Source organism: Devosia sp. (genome assembly GCF_040509215.1).
In the GTDB taxonomy this organism is placed as follows: domain Bacteria; phylum Pseudomonadota; class Alphaproteobacteria; order Rhizobiales; family Devosiaceae; genus Devosia.
In genome coordinates this window covers 1-4,322 of sequence record NZ_JBEVLL010000119.1, presented here as the reverse complement: position 1 = coordinate 4,322, position 4,322 = coordinate 1, and the positions used below count along the sequence as shown (strand labels likewise).

Sequence of the window (4,322 nt, the reverse complement as noted above, 5' to 3'; positions counted from 1 at the left end):
ACCACTGCGCCCTTGCCGGCCTTGCACTGAGTGGAGCCTGTTGCCCCACGCGGGCGTGCTCCTGAGGAAGTTGACTTGGCTTATCTGGACGACAGCGGAAACATCGGGACGACCGTGGCGGAAGGGCGGGTGGGGGACTACTTTGCCCTGCTGAAGCCGCGCGTCATGTCGCTCGTCGTCTTCACCGCGCTCGTCGGCATGTTTCTCGCGCCCGGCCACGTCAACCTGATCATCGCGGCCATCTCGCTGCTCTGCATCGCGGTGGGGGCAGGGGCCTCGGCCTCGCTCAACATGTGGTACGATGCCGATATCGACGCCATCATGAGCCGCACGCAGAACCGGCCTATTCCCGCCGGCCGCATTTCTTCGGGCGAAGCGCTCAGTTTTGGGCTGATTCTCTCGGGCTTTTCGGTGGCGCTTCTCGGCCTTGCGACCAATTGGGTCGCTGGCGGGCTCCTCGCCTTCACCATCTTCTTTTATGCCGTGATCTACACGATCTGGCTCAAGCGCTCGACGCCGCAGAACATCGTTATCGGTGGCGCGGCCGGCGCCTTCCCCACAATGATCGGTTGGGCCGCCGTGACCGGCACGATTTCCCTTGAAAGCCTCGCGCTCTTCCTGATCGTCTTCCTCTGGACCCCGCCGCACTTCTGGGCACTCGCGCTCTATAAGCAGGGTGACTATGCCGCAGCCGGCATTCCGATGATGCCGAACGTCGCCGGCGAAGGCTCCACCAAGCGCCAGATCTTCGTTTATTCGGTCATCCTCGCCGTGTCGGCCTTCGTGCCGGTCTATCTCGGTACGGGTGGCTGGATTTATGGCGCCGTTGCCGCGATCACCGGCGCGAGCTTCGTCTATCTTGCCGTGCGCCTGCTGCGCGCGCCGACCAATGTCGACATGCGCAAGGCAGCCCGCCGCCTCTTTACCTATTCGCTGAGCTATCTCTTCGTGCTGTTCCTCGGCCTGCTCGCCGATAGCTTCATTGCGCGTCTGGGTGGGTTCTGGTCATGACCGAGAAAAACCAGGCGCTTGAAACCATGACTGCCGAAATGAAGGCCGCCGAGACGCTGAAACGCGTTCGCCGCCGCCGCTCCATTGCGCTGGCCGGCGCGCTCGCGCTCTTTGCGCTGACCTTTTACGTGCTGACCATCGTCAAGATGGGTCCGGCGCTGTTTGACCGGGGGCTCTGATGACGCTCGCCGCCGAAACGAGGCCAGCCAATGCCGAAAAGCGCAATCGCCGGGTCGGCCTGACGCTTCTGGGCCTTGCCGCGGGCATGATCGGCCTCGCCTTCGCTTCCGTGCCGCTTTACCAGCTTTTCTGCCAGGTGACCGGCTATGGCGGCACCACGCAGACGGCCGAAGCCAATCCCAAGGGCGTCATCGCCCGCGAGATGAAGGTGCGCTTCGACGTCAATATCGAGCATAGCCTCGACTGGACGGTGAAGCCGGCCGCCTCGATCACCGACCAGATCGGTCGGGTCGACACGGTCAACTACATCGCGACCAACAATTCCGACAAGCCGGTCACCGGGCAGGCGATCTTCAATGTTGTGCCCGAAAAGGCCGGCGTTTATTTCAACAAGATCGAATGCTTCTGCTTCACCGAGCAGACCCTGCAGCCGGGCGAAACGGTGGAAATGCCAATCGTGTTCTTCGTCGATCCCGATATCGACCAAAATCACGAACTGAAAACAATCAAAGAGATTACGCTCTCTTACACATTCTACGCTTCAGACAATGAGGGAAGCTGAACATGGCCGCCATTGAAAAGAACCATGACTACCACATGGTAGAGCCGTCACCCTGGCCATTCGTGATGTCGGCCGCGGTGCTGGTCATGATGGTGGGCGCCGTCTTCTTCATGAAGCAGTGGACCCCGTGGCTGTTCTTCGTCGGCCTCGCCGCCGTGCTCTATTCCTTCTATGCCTGGTGGGCGGACGTGGTGAAGGAAGCCAATGACGGCGTCAGCCATACCCCGGTCGTGCAGATGCACCACCGCTACGGCATGATCCTGTTCATCGCCTCGGAAGTGATGTTCTTCGTTGCCTGGTTCTGGGCCTATTTCGACGGCTTCTTCCGCTTCGATGACGTCGAGCAGGTTGCCCGCGTCGTCGCGACGGGCGGCCACTGGCCTCCGATTGGCGTCGAGCTTTTCGACCCCTTCCACCTGCCGCTGTTCAACACGCTGATCCTTCTGACCTCGGGCACGACCGTGACCTGGGCCCACCATGCCCTGCTTGAAAACGATCGCAAGGGCCTGCGCTGGGGTCTGGCGCTGACCGTGGCGCTGGGCGTGCTGTTCTCCTATGTGCAGTATCTCGAATACACCCATGCCGGTTTCCTCTTCGGCGGCGAAGGCGCAACCATGTATGGCGCGACCTTCTTCATGGCGACCGGCTTCCATGGTTTCCACGTCATCATCGGCACCATCTTCCTCGCCGTCTGCCTGATCCGCGCCGAGCGTGGTGATTTCACCCCGCAGCGTCACCTGGGCTTCGAATTCGCCGCCTGGTACTGGCACTTCGTCGACGTGGTCTGGCTCTTCCTCTTCGCCTCGATCTACGTCTGGGGCAGCTGGGGCGTAGCCCTGAGCCACTAGGCACAGGCATAGAGAATATGGGGCGCGGCATGGCTGCGCCCCTTTTCGCTTCTAGAGACCTTATGAGCCAGCCAAACCCCGTTCTTTCCGGCCTTCTCTGCCGCTGCCCACGTTGCGGCGAAGGGAAATTGTTTTCCGGCTATCTCAAATTGGTACCGTGCTGCGACAGGTGCGGGCTCGATCTCAAATTTGCCGATAGCGGTGATGGTCCGGCTGTCTTCGTGATTTTTCTGGTGGCGCCGGTTGTCGTCATCCTGGCGCTGATCACAGGTTCCCTGGTGCAGATCGCCCCTTGGATGCATCTGGTTCTGTGGATCCCGACGACATTGCTGCTTTCCCTGGCCCTGTTGCCGCCCTTCAAGGGTGTGCTGGTCAACGTCCAATATCGTCACGACGCTCATGAGGGCCATCAATGAACCCCTTGGCGCGGCTTCGCCTCAGCGACTGGATTTTTGCCGTTCTCATGCTGCTGCTGGCCGCGGTTTGCGTCTTTCTCGGCTCCTGGCAGATGCATCGCCTTGCCGAAAAGGATGCGCTGGTTGCAGCCGTCGACGCGCGGCTGACGGCAGCCCCTATTCCAGTGCCGCCCAAAGAAAGCTGGGCCAATCTGCCCACTCAGGATCTGGTCTATCAGCAGGTCGAACTGACTGGCGCCTACCGCTACACTCAGACCACAACTGTCTTCACGAGCCTCTCCGATCCCAAGGGCCAATATGCCGGTCCCGGATATTGGGTGATGACGCCATTCGAATTGCAGGGCGGCGGCACGGTCTTCGTCAACCGCGGTTTCGTGCCCCAGCAATATCAGGAGACCGCCGCGGTTGGTGATCTTCATGGCGAAGATCCTGGCATCGTGACGATCTCGGGCGTGTTCCGCACGCCGGAGGCACCGGGGTTCATGACGCCGGAAGCCGATATGTCCAATCGCATCGAGTGGGTGCGCGACCCGGTGCGCCTTGCAAAAATGACCGATCCCGCCTTGGCGCCGATCGCCCCCTTCTATATCGACCTGCCCGCAGGCCCGGCTGGGGAACTGCCGCAGGCGGGGGAAACGGTCGTCAGCTTTCCCAACAACCATTTCGGCTATGCCCTGACCTGGTATGGCTTTGCCATTGTCGCCGTGGTCATGCTCGGCTTCTGGCTTAGCCGGCAGGCGAGAAGCCCGGCCAGCGGTCCCTAAGGGCCGGGTCGAGGCAAAACCTTGCGGTCAGCCGCCGCATTCACTAGGTTGCAACAATTCTAGAAGGGCCTTCCCCTCCGATGCAGTTTGTTTCGACGCGCGGCCAGGCGCCGGCGCTTGGCTTCTCCGATGCGGTCCTCGCGGGCCTGGCTTCCGATGGCGGCCTCTATGTTCCGCAGGCTTGGCCGCAACTGAGCCACGATGAAGTCGCCGCTTTTGCCGGCAAGCCCTATGCCCATGTCGCCTACGAGATCATTTCGCGCTTCACCGGCGATGAAATCCCCGCGGCCAAGCTGCGCTCGATCATCGACGGCGCCTATCAGAGTTTCCGTCACCCCTCGGTGACCCCGCTCGTCGAGATCGAAACCAATCATTTCGTGCTCGAACTCTTCCATGGCCCGACGCTCGCCTTCAAGGACGTGGCGATGCAGTTCCTGAGCCGCACCATGGACCACATTCTGACCGAACGTGGCCTGCGCGCGACGATTGTCGGCGCGACCTCGGGCGATACCGGTTCGGCTGCTATCGAAGCCTTCCGCGG

General features: G+C 61.5%; 6 protein-coding genes and 1 pseudogene. All 7 read left to right on the top strand.

All coding sequences use genetic code 11. The features are described 5' to 3' along the window. Positions 1 to 75: 75 nt before the first annotated feature. Positions 76 to 1,011 carry a heme o synthase gene (locus ABW043_RS06740; RefSeq protein WP_353920451.1) on the top strand — a complete coding sequence of 312 codons (936 nt, stop codon included), beginning with the start codon at positions 76 to 78 and terminating at the stop codon, positions 1,009 to 1,011. Further along, the gene (locus ABW043_RS06735; protein ID WP_353920450.1) at positions 1,008 to 1,190 is read left to right on the top strand and encodes a cytochrome c oxidase system small membrane protein; all 183 of its coding nucleotides are present in this window, start codon (positions 1,008 to 1,010) and stop codon (positions 1,188 to 1,190) included. The genes ABW043_RS06740 and ABW043_RS06735 overlap by 4 nt, the downstream gene beginning before the upstream one ends. Then, positions 1,190 to 1,753 carry a cytochrome c oxidase assembly protein gene (locus ABW043_RS06730; RefSeq protein WP_353920449.1) on the top strand — a complete coding sequence of 188 codons (564 nt, stop codon included), beginning with the start codon at positions 1,190 to 1,192 and terminating at the stop codon, positions 1,751 to 1,753. The genes ABW043_RS06735 and ABW043_RS06730 overlap by 1 nt, the downstream gene beginning before the upstream one ends. Before the next feature lie 2 nt (positions 1,754 to 1,755). Continuing rightward, positions 1,756 to 2,601, top strand: coding sequence for a cytochrome c oxidase subunit 3 (locus tag ABW043_RS06725; RefSeq protein WP_353920448.1), 846 nt, complete (start codon positions 1,756 to 1,758; stop codon positions 2,599 to 2,601). Positions 2,602 to 2,663: 62 nt separating this feature from the next. Beyond that, positions 2,664 to 3,017 (top strand): DUF983 domain-containing protein, encoded by a 354-nt coding sequence (locus tag ABW043_RS06720; RefSeq protein WP_353920447.1) that lies wholly within the window; start codon positions 2,664 to 2,666, stop codon positions 3,015 to 3,017. After that, positions 3,014 to 3,781, top strand: a complete 768-nt coding sequence (locus ABW043_RS06715; RefSeq protein ID WP_353920446.1) for an SURF1 family protein — start codon at positions 3,014 to 3,016, stop codon at positions 3,779 to 3,781. Before ABW043_RS06720 ends, ABW043_RS06715 begins: the two co-directional genes overlap by 4 nt. Before the next feature lie 80 nt (positions 3,782 to 3,861). Next, a pseudogene (locus tag ABW043_RS06710) lies at positions 3,862 to 4,322 on the top strand (threonine synthase); the annotation flags it as partial.

Coding starts and splice junctions, on each gene's coding strand:
- ABW043_RS06735 (WP_353920450.1), top strand. CDS start 1,008: ATGACCGAGAAAAACCAGGCGCTTGAAACCATGACTGCCGAAATGAAG.
- ABW043_RS06730 (WP_353920449.1), top strand. CDS start 1,190: ATGACGCTCGCCGCCGAAACGAGGCCAGCCAATGCCGAAAAGCGCAAT.
- ABW043_RS06725 (WP_353920448.1), top strand. CDS start 1,756: ATGGCCGCCATTGAAAAGAACCATGACTACCACATGGTAGAGCCGTCA.
- ABW043_RS06720 (WP_353920447.1), top strand. CDS start 2,664: ATGAGCCAGCCAAACCCCGTTCTTTCCGGCCTTCTCTGCCGCTGCCCA.
- ABW043_RS06715 (WP_353920446.1), top strand. CDS start 3,014: ATGAACCCCTTGGCGCGGCTTCGCCTCAGCGACTGGATTTTTGCCGTT.